The following is a 19,416-nucleotide window of genomic DNA, read 5'->3' as shown; positions in this document are numbered from 1 at the left end:
GCCGCAGCTGGCCTCAGGCCCCCTTCAGGACGTACCGCCGTTCGGGCCGTCCCACGCCGTACTTGAGCCGCACGTCCAGCGTGCCCTCGTCATGCAGGTACTCCAGATAGCGGCGGGCGCTGACGCGGGAGGTCCCCAGCTCCTGGGCTACTTCGGCGGCCGAGACGTCACCGTCGGCGGCGTTGACCGCCGCCTCCACCAGCCGCAGCGTCTCAATGCTGCAGCCCTTGGGCAGTGGCCGTTCGCTGCGGTCAAGGCCGAACACGCGGTTGACGTCCGATTGTTCGGCCACGTCCTTTGAGGCATCCAGGCTCTGGTAAGCGTTGCGGTAGTGCTCCAGCCGCTCCTGCAGGTCTGTCTGCGAAAAAGGCTTGATCAGGTAATGGACAATGCCGCCCCGCAGCGCCTTCCGCACGGTTTCCACCTCCCGTGCGGCACTGATGACCAGCACGTCCAGCTCCGGGGCCACAGCGCGCAGGCGACCCATCAGGTCCAGGCCATTGATGTCCGGCAGATGGATGTCCAGCAGCACCAGGTCCGGCTGGAGCCGTTCGGTCTCCGCAACGGCCTGGGCCCCGGTGTGCGCGGCACCCACCACCGTGAATCCGGGCGTGCGCTGGATAAAGCCGGCATGCACCTTGGCCACCATGAAATCGTCATCGACGATCAGGACCTTGATCATGGCTGGGTACTCCCTTGTTTCAGCACGGCGGTAAAGACAGCCCCATTATCGTTGGCCACCGTCAGGTTCCCGCCACTCCGGCGGCACACCACCCGGGACAGCGCCAGCCCAAAGCCGCGGCTGCCAGCCGGTCCGGGTTCCTTGGTGGTGAAGCCCTGGCGGAAGATGTGGTCCGTGGAGCCGCCGGGAACGCCGGGGCCGTTGTCCCGCACTGTCACCACAACGTCTTTTCCGGCCTTGCCCTCCACCAGCACCCTGACGGCTGCCTGCGGAAGCCCGGTGACGGCGTCGAACGCGTTGTCCACCAGGTTCCCCACCACCGTGGTGAGGTCCCGGGACAGCTCGTCGTCCACCTTGTCCAGCGCGGAGTCGGGGTCCAGCTGCAGGGCAACGCCGTGCTCGGTGGCGAGGCTCGACTTGGCAATCAGCAGGGCAGCGAGCGCGGGATCCTTGATCCGGCCGGTCACTTCATCGTTGAGCCGGGTCCGGTCCACGGTGGCTCCGTTGACGAACTGGACCACGGAATCGTACTCTCCGATCTGGATCAGGCCGGAGATGACGTGCAACTGGTTGGCGAACTCATGTGCCTGGGCCCGCAGGGTGTCCGTGGCGGTGCGGGTGGTGCCAAGTTCCTGCTCCAGTTCGGAGAGCTCCGTGCGGTCGCGAAGCGTTGTTACCGAGCCAATCACCTTGCCCCTGGACTGGATGGGCACCCGGTTCATCACCACCAGCCGGTCCCCCACGAGCACCAACTGGTCCGGCCCGGGCTGGTCACGGGTGAGGACTTCCTTGAGGGCGGGTTCGACGGCGAGGCCCGCCACCCGCTTGCCCACACAGTCAGGCGGGAGGCCCAGCAGGGCGCGCGCACTGTGGTTGGCCACGGTGATCCGCTCGTGCAGGTCCAGCGCCACCACGCCCTCCTTGAGCCCGTGCAGCATGGCTTCGCGGTTTTCGACCAGGCTGGTGATCTCGCTCGGTTCCATCCCCAGGGTCTGCCGCTTGACCCGCCGTGACAGCAGCAGGGACCCGGCGATGCCCAGGACGCTCGCAACGCCGAGGTAGGTGAGGAGATTGGGGACGGCATCGCCCAGCCGCTCGAGCACGGTGGGATAGTTGCGGCTGATGGAGGCGATGCCGATCATCCGGCCGGTGTCGTCCAGGACAGGAACGTGGGCGGACAGCAGCGGGGCGGGCGTCCCGCCCACCACTCCGGTCCAGGCCCTGCCTTCCATCACCCTGCTGGCGCCGAGTTCCAGCGGCTCGCCCAGCAGGCTGGGGTCCGAGGAAGCTACCACGGTCCGGTCCAGTTTTGCCAGGGCCACCCGGGATGAGCCGGACACGATCCGCACCGATTCCGCCACTGCCGGGAGCACCGCGCCGCCCCGGGGTTCCGTGTTCGGCAGGAGCTCGCGGACGATCGGATTGCCGCCCAGCGCCTCCGCGGCGGACAGGGCACGCCTGCCTTCGATCCGTTCAAAGGCCGCAGCGGACTGGGCCAGGGAAATGGCCACGACGCCCACCAGGACGGCCAGGACAATGAGCAACTGCAGCAGAAGGTACTGCCCCGCGAGGGACATTCCTCGTCGTCGAGTCACAATGGGCTTCCTGGTGTTTGCTGGCGGGCCGGGTTTGTTCCGGCGGTGTGGCTGGCCCTCAGGCGCGCGAAAGTACGCGGCGCGGGGCCGGGGGTGGTACCGGGAACTATATCCCAAAGCCCGGGGCAGGGCCGTTGTGGGGTTTTGGAAACGTGAACGCAATGAACACAACTTTCTCTGCGTACACAAGAGTGATCCCGGTCACGGACGCCCCTAGCATCGAAACCACAAGTCAGCCGCTGCTGATCAGATTTGTGTTGAGAGAAGAGGAACCCATGCGCCAGATCCGCGCATTGCGAATTGCCGCCGTTGCCGCCGGCATCGCCCTGATGGCCACCGGTTGCGGTGCCACCAGCAAGAGCTCCACCGGTGCCGAAAGCTCCGGCGCCGCCGCCGGGCCCATCACCGGCCTGCAGATCATGGTCCCCAATACCCCCGGCGGCGGATATGACACCACCGCCCGCGCCGCCGCAAAGGTCCTCGACGACGAGAAGATCTCCACCAACACGGAGGTCTTCAACCTCGCAGGCGCCGGCGGCACCGTTGGCCTGGCCCGCGTCGTCAACGAAAAGGGCAACGGCGACCTGGCCATGCTCATGGGCCTGGGCGTGGTGGGCGCCAGCTACACCAACAAGTCCGAGTCCAAGCTGACCGACACCACTCCCCTTGCCCGGCTTATCGAAGAGCCCGGCGCCATCATGGTGGGCAAGGACTCCCCGTACAAGACCATCGATGACCTGGTGAAGGCCTGGAAGGCCGATCCGGGTTCCATCGCCGTCGGCGGCGGCTCCTCCCCCGGCGGCCCCGACCACCTGCTGCCGATGCAGTTGGCCGGTGCCGTGGGCATCGACGCCACCAAGGTCAACTTTGTCTCCTACGACGGCGGCGGCGACCTCCTGCCCGCCATCCTGGGCAACAAGCTTGGCTTCGCCGCGTCCGGCGCCGGCGAGTACCTGAAGCAGATCGAATCCGGTGAGGTCCGCGTCCTGGCCACCTCCGGCGAGAAGCGCCTGGAAGGCGTGGACGCACCCACGCTGAAGGAATCCAACATCGACCTGGTGTTCACCAACTGGCGCGGCGTCGTGGCCCCTCCCGGAATCAGCGACAAGGACAAGGCTTCCCTGATCGCGGCCCTGGAGAAGATGCACGGCACGGCCGGCTGGAAGGAAGCGCTGAAGACCCACGGCTGGACCGATGCCTTCATCACCGGTGACCAGTTCAAGACCTTCCTCACCGAGCAGGACAAGCGGGTGGCGGACGTCCTCACCAAGCTTGGGTTGGCGTGACCTCCCTGACCACAGGCCTCAAAGGCCGCTCCGAGCTGGGAGTTGCACTCCTGCTCGGGGCGGCCGGCGTCCTGGTCTTCCTGGACGCCAACGGCCTGGTAACCCCGTATTCGAAGTCCGATCCGGTCGGCCCCAAGACCGTGCCGTTCATCGTGGCCGGGCTGCTGGTGGTTTGCGCCGTGCTGCTGGCCGTCAACGTCCTCCGTGGCGGCCAGGGCGAGGCTGAGGGCGGCGAAGACGTCGACCTCACGCACCCCGCCGACTGGAAGACCATCCTGCCGCTGGCCGGCGCCTTTATCCTGAACATCCTGCTGATCGACTGGGCCGGCTGGGTGATCTCCGGAACCATCCTGTTCTGGGGCAGCGTCCTGGCCCTCGGCAGCCGCCGCTACGTCCGGGACGGGCTGATCTCCGTGGCCTTGTCCCTGCTGACCTTCTACGGCTTCTACCTCGGCCTGGGCATCGCGCTGCCGGCCGGCCTCCTGGAAGGAATCCTCTAAATGGACGTCTGGTCCTCCCTGATGGACGGCTTCGCCACCGCCCTGACCCCCATGAATTTCCTGTACGCCGTCATCGGCGTCATTCTGGGCACCGCCGTCGGCGTCCTCCCCGGCCTGGGCCCGGCAATGACCGTAGCCCTGCTGCTTCCCGTTACCTACGCCCTGGAACCCACCAGCGCCTTCATCATGTTCGCCGGCATCTACTACGGCGGCATGTACGGCGGTTCCACCACCTCGATCCTCCTCAACACCCCCGGCGAATCGTCCTCCGTGGTCACCGCCATCGAGGGCAACAAGATGGCCAAGGCGGGCCGGGCCGCGCAGGCGCTTGCGACGGCGGCAATCGGCTCGTTCGTCGCCGGCACCATCGGCACGGCGCTGCTGGCCGTCTGCGCACCGATCGTGGTGAAGTTCGCCGTGAGCCTCGGCGCGCCCAGCTACTTCGCCATCATGGTTTTGGCCCTCCTGGCCGTCACGGCCGTGCTCGGCTCGTCGCGGCTGCGCGGTTTTGCCTCCCTGGGCCTCGGCCTGGCCATCGGCCTGGTGGGCATGGACTCCGTGACCGGCCAGCGCCGCCTGACCTTCGGCCAGCCGCTCCTCGCGGACGGCCTGGACATTGTTGTGGTGGCCGTGGCCATCTTCGCCGTGGGCGAGGCCCTCTGGGTCGCCGCCCACCTGCGCCGCACCCCCCTGCATGCCATTCCCGTGGGCCAGCCCTGGATGGGCAAATCCGACTGGAAGCGCTCCTGGAAGCCGTGGCTGCGCGGTACCGCCTTCGGCTTCCCGTTCGGCGCACTGCCGGCAGGCGGCGCCGAGATCCCCACCTTCCTCTCCTACGTCACCGAAAAGCGGCTGAGCAAGCACCCGGAAGAGTTCGGCAAGGGTGCCATCGAAGGTGTAGCCGGCCCGGAAGCAGCCAACAACGCTGCGGCCGCCGGCACCCTGACCCCCATGCTGGCCCTGGGCCTGCCCACCAACGCCACAGCCGCCGTCATGCTGGCTGCCTTCACCTCGTACGGAATCCAGCCGGGTCCGCAGCTCTTCGAAAGCCAGGGCCCCCTGGTGTGGGCGCTGATCGCCAGCCTCTTCATCGGCAACCTGCTGCTGCTCCTGATCAACCTGCCGCTGGCACCGATGTGGGCGAAACTCCTGCAGCTGCCCCGGCCGTACCTGTACGCGGGCATCCTGTTCTTCGCCACGCTGGGCGCCTACTCGGTAAACCTGCAGGCGTTCGACCTGGTGATCCTGCTGGTCCTGGGCGCACTCGGGTTCATGATGCGGCGCTTCGGGCTTCCCGTCCTGCCGCTGATCCTCGGCGTCATCCTGGGGCCGCGGATCGAAGGGCAGCTCCGCAAGACGCTGCAGCTGAGCGCGGGTGACCCGGCAGGGCTCTTCAGCGAGCCGATCGCCGTCGGCATCTATGTCATCATTGGCCTCATCCTGCTTTGGCCCTTCGCCTACAAGCTGTTCCGGCGCAGCAGTCCGGAGCGCAAGCCGCTGGTTCCCGCCAATTCGGGCGCGGCGGACTACAGCGACTGAGCAGGCGAGCCTCCCGGCAAGCCAACCTACCCACATCGAGCAGAAACTAAGGAGACACCATGACCGTCGTTGTGGGATACGTCCCGACCCCCGAGGGCGAAGCTGCCCTGACCCAGGCCATCACCGAAGCCCGGAAGAGCAACAGCACACTGGTGCTGATCAACTCCTCCAAGGGTGAGTCCACGGTGGACAGCCGCTTTGCCCCGGACGGCGAAATCCAGGACATCGAGCAGCGGCTGGCCGGCCAGGGCATCGAGTACGTGATCAAGCGGCCGGTCCGCGGCCACGATGCCGCGGCTGAGGTGCTGGACGCCGCCGAGGAACACAACGCCGACCTGATCGTGATCGGCCTGCGCCGCCGCACGCCCGTGGGCAAGCTGATCATGGGCAGCACGTCCCAGCGCATCCTGCTGGAGGCGGACTGCCCGGTCCTGGCCGTCAAAGCGGGTTAGGCCGAAACGGCCGCCGGTGCCCGGAACAACTCCTGGCGCTGGCGGCCCAGTCCCTCCACCTCCACCTCCACTACGTCGCCCGGCTGAAGGTAGGGGAAGCGGCCGCTGAGGGCCACCCCCTGGGGCGTTCCGGTGAGGATCACGTCGCCCGGTTCCAGCCGCATGTACTGGCTGCAGTGGTGGACCAGCGTGGGCGCATCAAAGATAAGCTCCGAGGACGAGGAATCCTGGCGCGGCTCACCATTCACCCAACTGCGCAGCCGCAGGTTGCCGCCGTCGATCCCGTCAGCCGGAACCAGCCAGGGCCCCAGGGGCGTTGACCCGGGAAGGGACTTGCCCTTGGTCCATTGCCCGGCCGCTCCGGGCAACTGGTATTCCCGCTCAGACAAGTCGTTGGCCGTGACATACCCGGCAATGCATCCCGCGGCTTCTTCCACCGAGCCGAGGTAGCTGGCTTCCCTGCCGATCACGATGCCCAGTTCCACTTCCCAGTCGTAGTGTGTGGAGCGGGGCGGCAACGGGGCGGGATCACAGGGGCCCGTGACGGTATTGCTGGGCTTGAGGAAGACGACGGGAATGGCGGGCGGCTCGGCCCCTGACTCCGCGGCATGGGCGGCATAGTTCATCCCGATGCCCACCACCGAGCCGGGCCGGGCTACGGGGGAACCAACCCGGAGCGCAGCCGCGCCTTCCAGGGCCGGCAGTTCCCCGGCCTCCAGTGCTTTGCGCACCCTGCCCAGTCCGCCCGCGCCAAGGAACGCTCCATCCACATCCGCGGTCAGGGGCAGCAGGCTGAAGTACCGGTTGGTTCCGTCCGCCGAAGACACCAGCACGGCAGGCTGTTCTCTGCCGCTTTCGCCAAGGCGCATGATCTTCATACCGAATTCTCCTCCAGCTGTATCGGTCGGGGTGCTTCCGGGGCCTTGCGGGCCCGCTTTTCCATGGTCGTTGATAGTCGGCAGGTGCCGCTAACGGACGCTTTATGACTGCTCTCCTCCGCCCTCAAAAGGACAGTCATCTGACATCTGGCAGGAGCAGTCGGTAGAATGGTGGAGCCACCCCGGCACGAAACACAGAAAGTTCAGTAATGACTACAGCCACTTTGGAGCGGATCCCCGCCGCTGCCGAGCCCACCGAAGGACCTGCCGTCCGGTCCATCAGCCTGGAGTTCTCCAGCGCCAGCGAGGTCCATGCAGGACTGGAAGAAGCGGTGGCCGAGATGATTGAGGTGGCGGCAAAGGATGCCGAGTGCGGCATCCGCGTCACCCGGCTGCACCCGGGACGCTACACGGTAGCCCTGGATGCATCAGTGCCTTTCGGCGAAACGTACGAATCCTTCGCCGCCTGACCCGCCCGCCACGGCCTCACCCACGGCTGCAGCCGTCAGGGTGTCCGGCAACGAAAAATCCCCGCTCTGCCGTACGGCGGAGCGGGGATTTTTTGCTGCTGGCGGGACCGCTAGCCGCGGCGGACCTGCACCCCGTCAGACTTCAAAAAGAGCTGCTTTTCGGTGGGACCGGCCGGCACAAGCCACAGAACGTTGCCGCTCTGGGACACTTCCTCCACCTCCCCGGCGGCTACAACATGTGCCTGCTTGATGATCTCGACGTGATCGCCGGGCTGGAGGGACCTCCAGTCCGAAACCACGGCGGAATGGGCATTTCGCTTCGACAGGACTGCCCCACGTGCTTTCATTTGAACTTCTACCCCTTTGTATCGTTCTGCTGCCACAGCCTCTTTGATGTGACTTTCACTACATCTTCAGTTCTACTACACTCCCGGCGCCACGGTGGGCCGTGGCGCCGGAAATTCCACCTTTTGGACCAACAGTCCAAAAGCGCTGAAGATTCTTCGCTGTCAGGCGAGCGGCCCGACGGCGGATTCAGCCGCCCGAAGGACGTTACCGGAGGCCACCAGGCGGTCCGCCGCTTCCAGTTCCGGCGACAGGAACCTGTCCGTCCCCGGTCCCTCCACCACCTCGCGGAGCGCGGCCACCACAGCGGCACCCGCAGGCCCGGGCGTCAGGACCCCACCGGAGAGCTGCGTGCGGATGTCCAGCGCGCGGGCCGAGGTGACCAGTTCGATGGCCAGGACCCGGCGGAGGTTCTCCACAGCCTTGCGGAGCTTCCGTGCCGCGTGCCAGCCCATGGATACGTGGTCCTCCTGCATGGCCGAACTCGGGATCGAGTCCACGGACGCCGGAACGGCAAGCCGCTTGTTGTCCGAGACCAGGCCGGCCTGCGTGTATTGGGCGATCATCAGCCCGGAGTCCACGCCGGGGTCAGCCGCGAGGAAAGCCGGCAGGCCATGCGAACGGGCAGGATCCAGCATGCGGTCGGTGCGGCGTTCGGCGATGGAGCTGAGGTCCGCCACCGCGATGGCCAGGTAGTCCAGGACGTAAGCCACGGGCGCGCCGTGGAAGTTGCCGTTGGAGCTGACGCGGCCGTCGGGAAGGACCACGGGGTTGTCGATCGCTGCAGCCAGTTCCCGCGTGGCCACCAGTTCGGCGTGGTCAACAGTGTCGCGGACGGCACCGGCAACCTGCGGGGCGCAGCGCAGTGAGTATGCATCCTGAACCCGGGAATCCCCCACCCGGTGGGAAGCGACGATGGGTGAATCGGACAGCACCCGCAGCATGTTGTCCGCACTGGCGGCCTGGCCGGGGTGCGGCCGAAGCGCGGCGTGCAGCTCGGGCAGGAATACCTGGTCGGTGCCCAGCAGCGCCTCGACGCTGAGCGCGGCGGTGATGTCCGCCGTCGTCAGCAGTTGGCGAAGGTCTGCGATGGCCATCAGGAGCATGCCCAGCATGCCCTCGGTGCCGTTGACCAGTGCCAGGCCTTCCTTTTCGGCCAGCGTAACCGGCTCGATGCCGTGTTCTGCCAGCAGCTCAGCGACAGTCCGCTCTCCCCGCCCGCCGTATGTCACGCCGTCGGGCCCTTCCGCCTCCCCTTCGCCCATCAGGACCAGGGCGCAGTGGGACAGCGGTGCCAGGTCACCGGAGCAGCCGAGCGAGCCGAACTCGCGGACCACCGGGGTGATGCCGGCGTTGAGGACGTCCACCATGGTCTGCAGGACCACGGGGCGGACACCGGTGCGGCCGGAGGCCAGGGTCTTGGCGCGCAGGAACATGATGCAGCGGACCACTTCACGTTCAACCGCCGGTCCCATGCCCGCGGCGTGGCTGCGGATCAGGCTTTTCTGGAGCTGCGTGCGCAGTTCGTTGGGGATGTGGCGGTTGGCCAGGGCGCCGAAACCGGTGGAGATGCCGTAGGCAGGGACGTCGCTGGAAGCGAGGCCGTCGATGTGGGCGCGGACCCTGGCGACGGTGTCCAGGGCGTCCGGGGAGATGCCCACCTTGGCGTTGTGGCGCGCGACGGCGAGCACATCCTCAGGCGTGACGCCGACGGAGCCAAGGGCGACGGTCAGCGGTTCGTGAGTTGGGCCCACGCGGACAGGGTTCCCTGGCCGAGCTTGCGAGGTTAGGGAGTTCGTGGGGACGGTCATGGAAAGTTCCTTGTGGTGGGGTTCCCATCGACTGCTCGGTACTTGTCGTTTTGGAGGCTCTAAACGACAAGTACGGAGCAATCGATGAGGGGGTGGGCCGGGGTTAGCGGGGTGGCGGTTAGCGGTTCTCGTTCATGGGGATGCGGACGCCGCGCTCTTTGGCGACGTCGAGGGCGCGCTCGTAGCCGGCGTCGGCGTGGCGGATAACACCCATGCCGGGGTCGTTGGTGAGGAGGCGTTCGAGTTTCCGGGCGGCGAGGTCGGTGCCGTCAGCCACGGATACCTGGCCGGCGTGGATGGACCGGCCGATGCCCACGCCGCCGCCGTGGTGCAGGGACACCCAGGTGGCACCGGAGGCGGTGTTCAGCAGGGCGTTGAGCATGGGCCAGTCGGCGATGGCGTCCGAGCCGTCCTGCATGGCTTCGGTTTCGCGGTACGGCGAGGCGACCGAGCCCGAGTCCAGGTGGTCGCGGCCGATGACGATGGGGGCCTTGACCTTGCCGTCCTTCACGAGCTGGTTGAACAGCAGGCCGGCCTTGGCGCGCTCACCGTAGCCGAGCCAGCAGATGCGTGCCGGCAGGCCTTCGAACTCGACGCGTTCCTGGGCGGCATCGATCCAGCGGTGCAGGTGCTTGTTTTCCGGGAAGAGCTCCTTGATGGCCTCGTCCGTGACGCGGATGTCTTCCGGGTCGCCGGACAGGGCAACCCAGCGGAACGGGCCAAGCCCTTCGCAGAACAGGGGCCGGATGTAGGCCGGAACGAAGCCCGGGAATTCGAAGGCCCTGCTGTAGCCGCCCTTGCGGGCTTCGTCGCGGATCGAGTTGCCGTAGTCGAACACCTCGGCGCCGGCATCCTGGAATTCCACCATTGCCTGCACGTGCCGGGCCATGGACGCCTGGGCCTTCTTGGTGAAACCTTCAGGATCGGCCTCGGCTTCGCGGTGCCACTCCTGCACCGAAATGCCCTCAGGCAGGTAGGACAGGGGGTCGTGGGCGGAGGTCTGGTCCGTGACGATGTCCACGGTCAGTTCGCCGGCCTTGTGGCGGCGCAGGATCTCGGGGAAGACTTCGGCGGCGTTGCCCACGTAGCCCACTGACCAGCCGCGGCGCTCCTCCTTGGCCTTGAGCACCTTGGCGATGGCGGCGTCGAGGTCGGTTTCCACCTCATCCAGGTAGCGTTTGCCGGCGCGGCGGCGCAGCCGGGTTTCGTCGACGTCGACAATCAGGCAGGCGCCGTCGTTCAGGGTGACGGCGAGCGGCTGGGCGCCGCCCATGCCGCCGCAGCCGCCGGTCAAGGTGAGGGTGCCGGCGAGGGTGCCGTTGTCGTCCCCGGTGAGCTTGCGGGCGATCGCGGCGAAGGTTTCGAAGGTCCCCTGCAGGATGCCCTGCGTGCCGATGTAGATCCAGGAACCGGCGGTCATCTGGCCGTACATCATCAGGCCCTCGGCCTCGAGACGGCGGAATTCGGGCCAGTTCGCCCAGTCGCCCACCAGGTTCGAGTTGGCCAGCAGGACGCGGGGAGCCCACTCGTTGGTGCGGAACACCCCCACCGGCTTGCCGGACTGGACCAGGAGGGTTTCGTCCTTTTCCATGGTTTCCAGGGTGCGGGTTATGGCATCAAAGGCGGCCCAGGAGCGGACGGCCCGGCCGGTGCCGCCGTAGACCACCAGGTCGTCGGGGCGCTCGGCCACCTCCGGGTCCAGGTTGTTCATCAGCATGCGCAGCGGCGCTTCGGTCTGCCAGGACTTGGCGGTGAGCTCGGTGCCGCGGGCTGCTTTGACCGGGCGGGCACCGGTGGTGAAATCGGCGGGTGCCATGATGGGCTCCTTATCTTGGTGTCTGAGGTTTCGAAGAAGTTCTGAAACAACTAAAGCGCCTGGAGAAGGGGCTTGACAGGGCTTTCAAGAGGGTGCTGTCCGGAACTCCAGACAAGCTCTGCTGGCCAGGTTGCTCTATCACTTATGGCTCCCATTCCGGGGTTTTAGCAGCCGTAAGTGATGGAGCAACGAGGGTTATTTTCCCGGGCGGCCGTGGATTCGGACGGAGAGTTCGTCGGCCACTTTCTGAACGCGGGCGGCCAGCACCGGCCACTGGTCATTCGGCAGTTTGTCCTCCAGGAAGGTGACTGCAACGGCGGCGGTGGGCCAGCCCAAATGGTCGGTGACCGCGGCGGCAATGGAGCCGAAGCCGGGGGTCACCTCGCCGTGTTCGGTGGCATATCCGCGCTGCCTCACCTGGTCGAGGTGGGAGGACAGCGCGGAATACTTCATGATGGCGCCCTCCACCTCGTGCCGGGCGGTGAAGGCGGCCGCATTCGGGTACAGGGCGCGCACCTGCGATTTGGGCAACGCTGCCAGGATGGCACGGCCGCTGGCAGTGAGGTGGCTGGGAAGCCGGACGCCAACGTCCGTCACGAGGGAAGGACGGTTCTTGGCCCGCTCCTCCACGATGTACAGGACGTCGCGGCCATGCAGGACGGCAAGGTGTGCACTCTCGCCGATGGTGTCCACCAAACCGGCCAGCAGGGGACGTCCCAGCCGGGACAGCGGTTCCTGCCTGGAGTACGCCGAACTGAGTTCGAACGCGCTGATGCCCAGCCCGTACCGCTGCTCCTCATGGAGATGGAGGACGAAGCCATTGGCCTCCATAACCCCCAGCAGGTGGTAGACGCTGGACCTGGGCAGGTCGAGGCTGGACGCGATCTGGGATGCCGCCATGGGGCCACGCCGCGAAGCCAGCAGTTTAAGGATGCGCAGCGTGTTCTCGGCGGCAGGAACTTTTGAGGACGCCTTGGCCGCGGCGCGTGGCACCTGGCTGTCCGTGCTTAGTGCAGTGCTCATGGCCTGGAAGGTTCTTTCTGGGTAGCAATGTCCGGTATCCCGTACTTAAGCTTGCACCCTCCCCCGGCTTTCAAAGTCCGCCCAAAGGCTCCCACTGTCTGAAATACCAGACCCCTCATCGTCCTGCCTTCGGGGCTATGCGAATCACCAGGCCCGCTCAGACCCTAAGCACAACTTTGCCGCGTGCCCGCCCCTCATGGAGGTACCGAATGGCCGCCGGCGCTTCGGCAAGGGGGAAGACTTTGTCCACCGCGGGCTTGACGCCGCCGGCTTCCATCAGCGATGCAAGAGACTCCAGATCCAGGTGCGTTTCCTTTGCCACAAGCCCCTTGAACGTCCGGCCGGAAAACAGGGAGACCAGTGGGGCAACAAGGGACCGCTCAAATCCTCCGGTCAGCTTGCCGCCGCCTTCGCCGCCAATGATCACCAGGGTGCCCCTGGGTGCGAGCAACCGGCGCAGGAAAGACAGCGGCCGGTTGCCGGCCGCGTCCAGGATAAGGTCGTATACCTTTCCGGCGTCCGCGATATACGTCTTGGTGTAGTCCACGACGGCGTCCGCCCCGAGGGAACGCACCAGCTCAACCTTGCCGGTGCTGCACACGCCTGTCACCTCTGCTCCAAAGGCCTTGGCCAGCTGGACTGCAAAGGAGCCCACTCCCCCGCCCGCGCCAAGGATCAGTACCTTCTGGCCTACGGTGACCTGGCCGGCGTCGCGGACGGCCTGCAGGGCGGTGACGCCGGAGATTGGCGAAGCCGCCGCTTCTTCAAAGGAGAGAGCGGAAGGCTTGCGGGCCACCTTGTCCTCTTTGGCGCAGACGTACTCGGCAAAGGATCCGTCGCAGGTCCCGAACACCTCGTCCCCGGGAGAAAAGCGGGCCACCCCGGGCCCCGCGGCTTCCACAACACCGGCCACTTCCCGGCCGCGGACGGGAACTTTCGGCTTCTTCAGGCCGTAGCCGAGAAGCCGGACCAGGTACGGCAGCCCGGTCATCAGGTGCCACACGCCCTGGTCCACACCCGCTGCCCGCACCCGGATCAGCACCTCACCGTCGCCGGGCTCGGGCCGGGCGATGTCCCGCAGCTCCAGCACGTCTGCCGATCCATAGACGTCCTGCACCATTGCTTTCATCATCGGTCTCCTTCGGGCTGCTGGTACGGGGCACAACGCCAAGCAGTGCATCCGCCCGGTTTCCGGCGGCCCCTCACGGTATGGAATAGCCGGAGTCGAGTCAAGGGGTGTGCGGGGCGGTCGGGAAAAGAAGCTGTCCGTCTGGAATGAAAGACACCAACCCGCCGTGAGCCTCATCACGGTGCATCCGAAAATGGTCTGCTGGTTAGCGGCTCCCCTCCCAATGACGAGAAGGTATTTGCATGCAACCAGCTCCAACCCCAACCCGGAACGAAACCGCGGCGGAACAGCACAACCCAACGGCCGTCGTCGGACACGTCCTCAACAGGGGCCTGAACGTGCGGCACATCCGCTTCATGGCCCTGGGATCGGCCATCGGCACCGGTCTCTTCTATGGCTCCGCCTCCGCCATCCAGAAAGCCGGCCCGGCCGTCCTGCTGGCCTACATCATCGGCGGCGCCGCGGTCTTCATGGTGATGCGGGCCTTGGGCGAAATGGCCGTCCGGCACCCGGTCTCCGGCTCCTTCGGCCAGTACGCCAGCCGCTACCTCGGCCCGCTGGCAGGCTTCATCACCGGCTGGACCTACGTGTTCGAAATGGCCATCGTAGCCATCGCGGATGTCACCGCCTTCAGCATCTACATGGGCTTCTGGTTCCCGCAGGTGGACCGGTGGATCTGGATCCTGGCGATCATCTTCTTCCTGGCCGGGCTTAACCTGCTGAGCGTCAAGGTCTTCGGCGAACTCGAGTTCTGGTTTTCGTTCATCAAGGTCGCGGCCATCATTGCCATGATCGCCGGCGGCGCTGCCATCATCGTCTTCGGCTTCCAGGCCGGCGGTTCAACCGTCGCCCCCGGCCTGGGCAACCTCGTGGAACATGGCGGGTTCCTCCCGTTCGGCTTTGAAGGGCTGCTCGCTTCCTTCGCCGTGGTCATGTTCGCCTTCGGCGGGATCGAGACCCTCGGCATCACCGCCGGTGAGGCCGCCGATCCCAAGAAGGTCATCCCCAAGGCAGTCAACACCGTCCCCGTGCGCGTCCTGCTGTTCTACGTCCTCACCCTGGGAGTCCTGATGAGCCTCTTCCCGTGGGACCAGATCGGCAGCAACGGCAGTCCCTTCGTCCAGATTTTCAGCGGGCTGGGCATTCCCGCGGCCCCGCACATCCTGAACGCCGTGGTGATTACCGCCGCGCTCTCCGCCATCAACAGCGACATCTTCGGCGCCGGCCGGATCCTCTTCGGACTCTCCAACCAGGGCCACGCGCCGGCCGCCTTCGGCAAGGTCTCCCGGCACGGCGTCCCCTGGATGACCGTGGTCATGATGGCGGGAATCCTCCTGGTGGGCGTGGTCCTCAACGCCGTCATTCCGGAGGATGTCTTCCTGGTGATCGCCTCGATTGCCACCTTCGCCACGGTGTGGGTTTGGGTGATGATCCTCGCCTCCCATGTCGCGATGAAGCGGGAAATCGCCCGCGGCGGCCTGCCGGCGTCGGAATTCCCTTCCCCGTGGTGGCCTGCCGCGTCGGTCCTCACCATCGCGTTCATGGTGCTCGTGATCGCCGTCCTGGGCGCCTTCGAGGACACCCGGATTGCCCTGTACGTGGGTGCCGCCTGGCTGGGACTGCTGGTGGTGGCATATCGCCTGTGGATCAAAGGTGACGGCCGACGACGGGCCCACCTTGAGGACCAGACGTCACCGCTGCCGGTGGTCAGGACTGCCCGCGACGGCGGGTAGGCACGTCCCGCGGCGCAAAAGGTGCCCGGCCCCGCAAGGGGCCGGGCACCTTTGTCTTCCGGCCTTATACCGAAGCGGCGGCAGACCGGACCGCCTGGCGGAGGGACGTCGTCGGACGCCCAATGAGCTTCCGGAGATCGCCGGTGCTGACCAGGAGGTCACCGCGCGCAATGCCGAGATCGGAATCAGCAAGGATCTCTGCGAACGCCTCCGGCACGCCAACGCCGGTGAGCAGGCCAACGTAGTCGTCCGCGGGCAGGTCGTTGTAGCTGATGGTCTTTCCGGTGGCCGCGCTGATCTCGGAGGCGAGGTCCGCCATGCTGAACGCCTCATCGCCGCCGAGCTCGTAGACCCTGCCCGCCTGGTCATCGGCCACCAGGACCGCGGCGGCGGCATGGGCGTAGTCGGCCCGTGCGGCGCCGCTGATCTTGCCCTCCCCGGCACTGCCCGCGAGCGCGCCCTGCGCGAGCGTCCCCGGCAGCTGCTCCGTGTAGTTTTCCAGGTACCAGCCGTTGCGCAGCAGGACGAAGGGGACACCGGATTCACGCAGCAGTGCCTGCGTGGCCTTGTGTTCGCCGGCCAGTTTCATGGACGTGGTGTCCGCATTGGCGATGCTGGTGTAGGCCAGCAGCTCCACGCCTTCGGCCTTGGCGGCATCAATCACGGTGCGGTGCTGTTCCACCCGCTGTCCCACTTCGCTGCCGGAGATCAGCAGCACCCGCTTGGCGCCGCTCAGGGCGGCGGCCACGGAACCGGCATCGGCGTAGTCCATCTGCTGCACGCGTACCCCGCGTGCTGCGAAGTCCGCCAGCTTTTCCACCGACCGGCCGGCAGCCACGATATCCTCAGCCGGTACCCCCTGTTCCAGGAGGGCTTCAAGAACGTGGCGGCCCAGCTGTCCGGTGGCGCCTGTCACAACAATGCTCACGATGGTTCCTTTCGGGGGTTTTACTCTGTCGAAGGGCACAACCATGGCCGGACGGCAGAACTTCCCGAAGGAGAGTACGCACTTTGAGGTAAGGTACTGACCTAAGGGTAAGTAACAGTACTTTTGGTAAGCTTGTGCACATGGAAACAGCGGCACACGCGGCCCCCCTCCCCCAGGCCTTTGCCGACGGCGTGTTCCCGGCCGGGTGCCCCAGCCGGACCCTGCTGGACCACATCACCAGCAAATGGGGCGTCCTGATCCTGATCGCGCTGTCCGAGGGTGACCAGCGGTGGAGCGACCTGCGGCGGCGGGCCGAGGGCATCAGCGAAAAAATGCTGGCCCAGACGTTGAAGACGCTGGAGCGTGACGGCCTGGTGAGCCGGAAGGCCCAACCGGTCATCCCGCCCCGGGTGGATTACAGCCTCACGGAGCGGGGCTACGAATTGAGCGCCCTCCTGGTGCCGCTCGTGGCATGGGCATTCGACAACGCCGAGGAGATCATCAACGGAGTTCCAGGGAGCAAGTAATGCCCCTCCGAAAACTCGAGTACCTGTTACTGATGTTGCTGGTGTGATTAGCGCCTAGCGTGGGCATACGGTGGCGGCCGGAATGGGAGGACCATCCTCCGCTGGGAGCGTTCCGGCCAACCACCACCGTTAGCGGGCGGCAGGCTGCCGCCTGGAGGAGTTGGTCACATGGCCAGGGACGACTACGCACCGGATCTTTCGCATTTGGGCCAGCCGCTCAGCGTCGGCGATGCCCTGGCCCGGGCCCTGCGCCGGACGCTGGACACCTTCAGCCCGCGGTGCCCTTACCGCGTGGGTGACACTGTCATCGGCGACGACCCCTTCAGCGGCAGGCGCGAAGGGGTCGTCGTATGGCGGGACCGGCGTTCGGTGGGGGTGAAGACCACCTACGGCGTTTTCTTCTTCGACCACAGGCTGGTCAAACCCCTGGATTGAGGCTGCCGGGGGCCGGTCCAGGTGGGCCTACCGCGCGGACCAGCCCCCATCCATGGTGTAGCTGGCGCCGGTGACCATGCCCGCGTCCGCGGAAGCGAGCCAGGACACCAGGGAGGCAACCTCTTCCGGCTCCACCAGGCGCTTGATGGCGGACTCAGTGAGCATCACCTTGGCCAGGACCTCGGATTCGGGAATGCCGTGCACCTGGGCCTGGTCCGCGAGCTGCTTTTCCACCAGCGGCGTGCGCACGTACCCGGGGTTCACGCAGTTCGAAGTGACACCGTGCTCCCCGCCCTCCAGCGCCGTCACCTTGCTCAGCCCTTCCAGGCCATGCTTGGCGGAGACATACGCGCTCTTGAACGGGGAGGCACGGATACCGTGCACTGAGGAGACATTGATGATGCGCCCGAACTTGTTGGCATACATGTGCGGCAGTGCCGCCCGGATCAACAGGAACGGGGCCTCCAGCATCAGGGTGATGATCCTGCGGAACTCCGCGGGATCGAACTCCTCAATGGGGCTAATGCGCTGGATCCCGGCATTGTTCACCAGGATGTCGCAGTCCAGGCTGAGGGTGGACAGGGCGTCAACGTCCAGCAGGTCTACACTCCATGCGGTGCCGCCCACCTCATCGGCGAGCGTCGCCGCAGCGGCGGAGTCGACGTCGGCCACCACCACTTTCGCTCCCCGCGCGGCAAGCGCGCGCACGCACGCAGCGCCGATTCCGCTGGCACCCCCGGTGACCAGCGCCTTGCGTCCATTCAACGTGTTGTCCATGGCAGTTCTCCTTTGTGCGCCCGAACGGTCCATCAGCTCAATAATTTAGGAGGCGGCACGGCCATGCCCGGCCGTGCCAGTCCAGCAGCGGCTCAGCGGTGCGTGGCGCTGAGCAGTCCCTCGCGGGCGGCGTCTTCCTTGTCCACGTCCTCCAGGGCGATGCCCTTGGTTTCCTTCAGGCTCAGGACGGCCACGCAGGTGATGGCGCAGGCCACCACCAGGTAGATGGCGGTTGGCACCCAGGAGCCGGTGTCCTTGAGCCACTGGGTGGCCAGCAGCGGCGCCAGCGAGCCGGCGAAGATGGAGGTGACCTGGGAACCGAGGGAGGCGCCGGAGTACCGCATGCGGGTGGGGAACATCTCGGCCATGATGGCCGGCTGCCCTGCATACATCAGGCCGTGCAGGCACAGGCCGATGGTGACGGCAAGGACGATGACCACTGCGTTCCGAGTGTCGAACATGGGGAAGGCGAAGAACGGCCAGGTGGCACCCAGGATGGCGCCGGCCAGGTAGACGGGCTTGCGGCCGATCCGGTCCGCCAGGCGGCCGTACTGGGGGATGACGGCGAAATGGATGACGTGCGCGATCAGCAGTGCAAGCAGCAGCGATGAGGTGTCGTATTTGTGCACGCTCTTGAGGTAGACAATGGCGAAGCTGACCACCAGGTAGTACATGATGTTCTCCGCGAACCGCAGGCCCATGGCCTGGAAGATGCCCTTGGGGTACTTGCGGAGCACCTCGAACACGCCGTAGCTGACGGCCTGTTCCTTGTCCACCAGTTCCTTGGCTTCGAGGAAGATGGGTGCTTCGCTGACGTTGGTGCGGATGTAGTAGCCCACGAAGACGATCACGGCGGAGAGCCAGAAGGCCACGCGCCAGCCCCAGCCAAGGAAGGCTTCGCTGGTGAGGGTGGTGGACATGATGTACAGCACCAGGGTGGCCAGCAGGTTGCCCACCGGAACGGCGGCCTGGGGCCAGCTGGACCAGAACGCGCGGGTCTTGTTCGGGCTGTGCTCGGCCACGAGGAGGACCGCACCGCCCCATTCGCCGCCCAGCGCGAAGCCCTGGATGAACCGCAGGAACACCAGCAGCGCGGGAGCCAGGTAGCCGATGTCCGCGAAGCCGGGGAGGCAGCCCATCAGGAACGTGGACACGCCGATGATCACGATGGTGAGCTGCAGGGTGGGCTTGCGGCCAAGCTTGTCGCCGATCTGGCCAAAGACAATGCCACCGAGCGGCCGCGCGATGAAGCCCACGGCGTAGGTGAGGAAGGCCTGGATGATCCCGTCCAGCTCATTGCCGGTGGCGGGGAAGAAGTACTTGCCGAAGACCAGGGTGGCGGCGGTGGCGTAAAGGAAGAACTCGTACCACTCCACCACCGTCCCCACCATGGAGGCGGCAACGATTTTCTTCAGTCCTGATCCTTTGGGTGCATGCCCGGCCTCGTTGGCCGGACGCTGCTCTACGCTCATGGTTTCTCCTAGTGTCCA

The 19,416-nt window shown here is 66.3% G+C and carries 19 protein-coding genes; 8 read left to right on the top strand and 11 right to left on the bottom strand.

Annotated elements, in window-relative coordinates; translation table 11 throughout:
- Positions 1-13 precede the first annotated feature (13 nt).
- Together FBY36_RS11505 and FBY36_RS11500 are read right to left on the bottom strand one after the other, a co-directional pair.
- Entirely contained in the window at positions 14-682 is a 669-nt protein-coding gene (locus FBY36_RS11505) for a response regulator (RefSeq protein WP_142119509.1), read from the bottom strand.
- Positions 679-2,259, bottom strand: a complete 1,581-nt coding sequence (locus FBY36_RS11500) for a sensor histidine kinase (protein ID WP_142122603.1) — start codon at positions 2,257-2,259, stop codon at positions 679-681. The genes FBY36_RS11505 and FBY36_RS11500 overlap by 4 nt, the downstream gene beginning before the upstream one ends.
- Before the next feature lie 293 nt (positions 2,260-2,552).
- On the opposite strand from FBY36_RS11500, the gene FBY36_RS11495 reads away from it, so the two are divergent.
- From FBY36_RS11495 to FBY36_RS11480, 4 genes are read left to right on the top strand one after another with little or no spacing between them, the layout of a single operon-like run.
- Complete coding sequence (locus tag FBY36_RS11495; RefSeq protein ID WP_142119506.1) at positions 2,553-3,563, top strand: Bug family tripartite tricarboxylate transporter substrate binding protein; 1,011 nt, start codon at positions 2,553-2,555, stop codon at positions 3,561-3,563.
- Positions 3,560-4,063, top strand: a complete 504-nt coding sequence (locus tag FBY36_RS11490; RefSeq protein WP_142119504.1) for a tripartite tricarboxylate transporter TctB family protein — start codon at positions 3,560-3,562, stop codon at positions 4,061-4,063. The genes FBY36_RS11495 and FBY36_RS11490 overlap by 4 nt, the downstream gene beginning before the upstream one ends.
- Positions 4,064-5,602, top strand: a complete 1,539-nt coding sequence (locus tag FBY36_RS11485) for a tripartite tricarboxylate transporter permease (RefSeq protein WP_142119502.1) — start codon at positions 4,064-4,066, stop codon at positions 5,600-5,602.
- Positions 5,603-5,661: 59 nt separating this feature from the next.
- On the top strand, positions 5,662-6,054 hold the full coding sequence (locus FBY36_RS11480; RefSeq protein ID WP_142119500.1) for a universal stress protein: 393 nt from the start codon (positions 5,662-5,664) through the stop codon (positions 6,052-6,054).
- Here FBY36_RS11480 and FBY36_RS11475 read toward each other — a convergent pair.
- Positions 6,051-6,932 (bottom strand): fumarylacetoacetate hydrolase family protein, encoded by an 882-nt coding sequence (locus FBY36_RS11475; RefSeq protein WP_142119498.1) that lies wholly within the window; start codon positions 6,930-6,932, stop codon positions 6,051-6,053. The two genes, FBY36_RS11480 and FBY36_RS11475, sit on opposite strands and share 4 nt — an antisense overlap.
- A 209-nt stretch (positions 6,933-7,141) precedes the next feature.
- On the opposite strand from FBY36_RS11475, the gene FBY36_RS11470 reads away from it, so the two are divergent.
- Positions 7,142-7,402: a hypothetical protein gene (locus FBY36_RS11470; protein ID WP_142119496.1), complete on the top strand. Its 261-nt coding sequence runs from the start codon at positions 7,142-7,144 to the stop codon at positions 7,400-7,402.
- A gap of 110 nt (positions 7,403-7,512) precedes the next feature.
- Here FBY36_RS11470 and FBY36_RS11465 read toward each other — a convergent pair whose 3' ends face one another.
- From FBY36_RS11465 to FBY36_RS11445, 5 genes are all read right to left on the bottom strand, one after another.
- Entirely contained in the window at positions 7,513-7,749 is a 237-nt protein-coding gene (locus FBY36_RS11465) for a hypothetical protein (RefSeq protein ID WP_056336992.1), read from the bottom strand.
- A 162-nt stretch (positions 7,750-7,911) separates the two neighbouring features.
- Positions 7,912-9,558 carry a histidine ammonia-lyase gene (hutH, locus tag FBY36_RS11460; protein ID WP_442858239.1) on the bottom strand — a complete coding sequence of 549 codons (1,647 nt, stop codon included), beginning with the start codon at positions 9,556-9,558 and terminating at the stop codon, positions 7,912-7,914.
- Between the two features lie 118 nt (positions 9,559-9,676).
- On the bottom strand, positions 9,677-11,374 hold the full coding sequence (gene hutU / locus FBY36_RS11455) for a urocanate hydratase (RefSeq protein WP_142119493.1): 1,698 nt from the start codon (positions 11,372-11,374) through the stop codon (positions 9,677-9,679).
- 195 nt (positions 11,375-11,569) lie between these two features.
- Positions 11,570-12,397, bottom strand: a complete 828-nt coding sequence (locus tag FBY36_RS11450; protein ID WP_142119491.1) for an IclR family transcriptional regulator — start codon at positions 12,395-12,397, stop codon at positions 11,570-11,572.
- A gap of 157 nt (positions 12,398-12,554) precedes the next feature.
- The gene (locus FBY36_RS11445; protein ID WP_327436696.1) at positions 12,555-13,529 is read right to left on the bottom strand and encodes an NAD(P)-dependent alcohol dehydrogenase; all 975 of its coding nucleotides are present in this window, start codon (positions 13,527-13,529) and stop codon (positions 12,555-12,557) included.
- Positions 13,530-13,768: 239 nt separating this feature from the next.
- Between FBY36_RS11445 and FBY36_RS11440 the strand changes: the two genes are divergently transcribed.
- Complete coding sequence (locus FBY36_RS11440) at positions 13,769-15,259, top strand: amino acid permease (protein WP_142119489.1); 1,491 nt, start codon at positions 13,769-13,771, stop codon at positions 15,257-15,259.
- A 64-nt stretch (positions 15,260-15,323) separates the two neighbouring features.
- Here FBY36_RS11440 and FBY36_RS11435 read toward each other — a convergent pair whose 3' ends face one another.
- Positions 15,324-16,187: an SDR family oxidoreductase gene (locus FBY36_RS11435; RefSeq protein ID WP_142119487.1), complete on the bottom strand. Its 864-nt coding sequence runs from the start codon at positions 16,185-16,187 to the stop codon at positions 15,324-15,326.
- A 140-nt stretch (positions 16,188-16,327) separates the two neighbouring features.
- Here FBY36_RS11435 and FBY36_RS11430 point away from each other — a divergent pair, with 140 nt between their 5' ends.
- The gene (locus tag FBY36_RS11430; RefSeq protein WP_142119485.1) at positions 16,328-16,714 is read left to right on the top strand and encodes a winged helix-turn-helix transcriptional regulator; all 387 of its coding nucleotides are present in this window, start codon (positions 16,328-16,330) and stop codon (positions 16,712-16,714) included.
- 168 nt (positions 16,715-16,882) lie between these two features.
- On the top strand, positions 16,883-17,149 hold the full coding sequence (locus FBY36_RS11425) for a hypothetical protein (RefSeq protein ID WP_142119483.1): 267 nt from the start codon (positions 16,883-16,885) through the stop codon (positions 17,147-17,149).
- 27 nt (positions 17,150-17,176) lie between these two features.
- Here FBY36_RS11425 and FBY36_RS11420 read toward each other — a convergent pair whose 3' ends face one another.
- A complete protein-coding gene (locus tag FBY36_RS11420; protein WP_142119481.1) occupies positions 17,177-17,926 on the bottom strand; it encodes a 3-hydroxybutyrate dehydrogenase in 750 nt (249 codons plus the stop codon).
- Between the two features lie 92 nt (positions 17,927-18,018).
- Complete coding sequence (locus FBY36_RS11415) at positions 18,019-19,398, bottom strand: MFS transporter (protein WP_142119479.1); 1,380 nt, start codon at positions 19,396-19,398, stop codon at positions 18,019-18,021.
- Positions 19,399-19,416 lie beyond the last annotated feature (18 nt).

Source organism: Arthrobacter sp. SLBN-122 (assembly GCF_006715165.1).
Classification (GTDB): Bacteria; Actinomycetota; Actinomycetes; order Actinomycetales; family Micrococcaceae; genus Arthrobacter.
The sequence above is the reverse complement of the archived record's forward strand: the minus strand, read 5'-3'. Positions and strand labels throughout refer to the sequence as shown.

What these genes read in the sequence shown, in the direction of transcription:
- FBY36_RS11505 (WP_142119509.1), bottom strand. Translation starts at nt 682, where the DNA reads ATGATCAAGGTCCTGATCGTCGATGACGATTTCATGGTGGCCAAGGTG.
- FBY36_RS11500 (WP_142122603.1), bottom strand. Translation starts at nt 2,259, where the DNA reads ATGTCCCTCGCGGGGCAGTACCTTCTGCTGCAGTTGCTCATTGTCCTG.
- FBY36_RS11495 (WP_142119506.1), top strand. Translation starts at nt 2,553, where the DNA reads ATGCGCCAGATCCGCGCATTGCGAATTGCCGCCGTTGCCGCCGGCATC.
- FBY36_RS11485 (WP_142119502.1), top strand. Translation starts at nt 4,064, where the DNA reads ATGGACGTCTGGTCCTCCCTGATGGACGGCTTCGCCACCGCCCTGACC.
- FBY36_RS11480 (WP_142119500.1), top strand. Translation starts at nt 5,662, where the DNA reads ATGACCGTCGTTGTGGGATACGTCCCGACCCCCGAGGGCGAAGCTGCC.
- FBY36_RS11475 (WP_142119498.1), bottom strand. Translation starts at nt 6,932, where the DNA reads ATGAAGATCATGCGCCTTGGCGAAAGCGGCAGAGAACAGCCTGCCGTG.
- FBY36_RS11470 (WP_142119496.1), top strand. Translation starts at nt 7,142, where the DNA reads ATGACTACAGCCACTTTGGAGCGGATCCCCGCCGCTGCCGAGCCCACC.
- FBY36_RS11465 (WP_056336992.1), bottom strand. Translation starts at nt 7,749, where the DNA reads ATGAAAGCACGTGGGGCAGTCCTGTCGAAGCGAAATGCCCATTCCGCC.
- hutH (WP_442858239.1), bottom strand. Translation starts at nt 9,558, where the DNA reads ATGACCGTCCCCACGAACTCCCTAACCTCGCAAGCTCGGCCAGGGAAC.
- hutU (WP_142119493.1), bottom strand. Translation starts at nt 11,374, where the DNA reads ATGGCACCCGCCGATTTCACCACCGGTGCCCGCCCGGTCAAAGCAGCC.
- FBY36_RS11450 (WP_142119491.1), bottom strand. Translation starts at nt 12,397, where the DNA reads ATGAGCACTGCACTAAGCACGGACAGCCAGGTGCCACGCGCCGCGGCC.
- FBY36_RS11445 (WP_327436696.1), bottom strand. Translation starts at nt 13,529, where the DNA reads ATGATGAAAGCAATGGTGCAGGACGTCTATGGATCGGCAGACGTGCTG.
- FBY36_RS11440 (WP_142119489.1), top strand. Translation starts at nt 13,769, where the DNA reads ATGCAACCAGCTCCAACCCCAACCCGGAACGAAACCGCGGCGGAACAG.
- FBY36_RS11430 (WP_142119485.1), top strand. Translation starts at nt 16,328, where the DNA reads ATGGAAACAGCGGCACACGCGGCCCCCCTCCCCCAGGCCTTTGCCGAC.
- FBY36_RS11425 (WP_142119483.1), top strand. Translation starts at nt 16,883, where the DNA reads ATGGCCAGGGACGACTACGCACCGGATCTTTCGCATTTGGGCCAGCCG.
- FBY36_RS11420 (WP_142119481.1), bottom strand. Translation starts at nt 17,926, where the DNA reads ATGGACAACACGTTGAATGGACGCAAGGCGCTGGTCACCGGGGGTGCC.
- FBY36_RS11415 (WP_142119479.1), bottom strand. Translation starts at nt 19,398, where the DNA reads ATGAGCGTAGAGCAGCGTCCGGCCAACGAGGCCGGGCATGCACCCAAA.